The 1324-nt window shown below is 50.7% G+C and carries 2 protein-coding genes; both read left to right on the forward strand.

Features of this window, described 5'->3' with window-relative positions; translation table 11 throughout:
- The first annotated feature begins 234 nt into the window (after positions 1 to 234).
- On the forward strand, positions 235 to 765 hold the full coding sequence (gene hpf / locus KQI64_RS06125) for a ribosome hibernation-promoting factor, HPF/YfiA family (protein WP_216523835.1): 531 nt from the start codon (positions 235 to 237) through the stop codon (positions 763 to 765).
- 63 nt (positions 766 to 828) lie between these two features.
- A partial coding sequence (locus KQI64_RS06130; RefSeq protein WP_253289203.1) for a THUMP domain-containing protein occupies positions 829 to 1324 on the forward strand: 496 nt, incomplete at its 3' end.

The following is a 1324-nucleotide window of genomic DNA, read 5'->3' on the forward strand; positions in this document are numbered from 1 at the left end:
TAACCTCTCCGGGAGATTACGAGTGGCAGAGCTCACGCAAGAGCGCGCCCTCTACCTTTGAGGATATGATGTCGCGCTTCAAGCAGACCAGCGAGGATAAGATGAGCGACCTCAAGCGCGGAGGAGAGAGCCGGGGCTACAGCCGCAGAGGCAACGGCAACGGCAGAAGATAAGGCAAATCAGGCGTTGCATAAACGCTGAGATACAGGAAAATTTAATAAGGGAGGCAATTTTATGAGAATCGTCTACACAGCAAGAAAAGTTAACCTCAGAGACAACTTCAAGGAGAGAGTCGAAAAGAAGCTGAAGAAATTCAAAAAGCTCTTCTCCGAGGAAGCGGTTGTAAATGTGGTTGTCACCCTTGAAAAGAACCGTCAGACTGTCGAAATGACCATCCGCGACAAGGCGATGGTATACCGCGCAGAGAGCACTATGCCCGAGATGAACGACGCGCTCGATCGGGTAATAGATATCATGACGAGGCAGATTCGCAAGAACAAGACCCGTCTTGAAAAGCGCATCAAAACCGGCAGCCTGAATGACATCATCGCCGAAATGACCGCCGAAGAGGCAGTGGTTGAGGATGAGTACAAGGTTGTCCGCACCAAGCAGGTTATTGTCAAGCCGCTCACCATAGAGGAAGCTATCCTCGAGATGAACATGGTTAACCACGATTTCTTTATGTTCCGTAACGCCGAAACAAACGACATCAATGTTGTTTACAAGCGTAAGGACGGCAACTACGGCGTATTAGAGCCGTCGTAACAGGTAAGAATATTCTCACGGGGCGGGTTATCCGCCCCTTTTCTTTAGTAAGGAGCAAAAAATATGAAGCTCACATTTTCAGCGCCGTGTATCTTCGGACTTGAGGGTATCTGCGCAAACGAGCTGAAATTTCTCGGTATAGAGAACGTCCGCGCCGAAAACGGCAGGGTGCTCTTTGAGGGAGATTTCAATACTCTCGCGAAGGCAAGCGTCAATTCACGCTATGCCGAGAGAATCCACATACTCTTAGCCGAGTTTGAGGCAACCACCTTTGAGCAGCTCTTTGAGGGCGTAAAGGCGGTTGAATGGGAGAATTTCATCGGCATGAGCGACGCCTTTCCCGTCAAGGGCAGGTGCCTCAGCTCAAAGCTGATGAGCGTTCCCGACTGCCAGAAAATAGTCAAAAAGGCGGTTGTCTCGCGTTTGTCGGAGCGTTACCTGCTCTCGTGGTTCGAGGAAACGGGTCCGGTGCATCAGATTCAGTTTTTGATAATGAAAGACCGGGTCAGCATTTTGCTCGACACCTCGGGCGCCGGTCTGCATAAGCGAGGCTACCGCG

This window comes from Lachnoclostridium sp. MSJ-17, from assembly GCF_018918205.1.
GTDB lineage: Bacteria > Bacillota > Clostridia > Oscillospirales > Acutalibacteraceae > Ruminococcoides.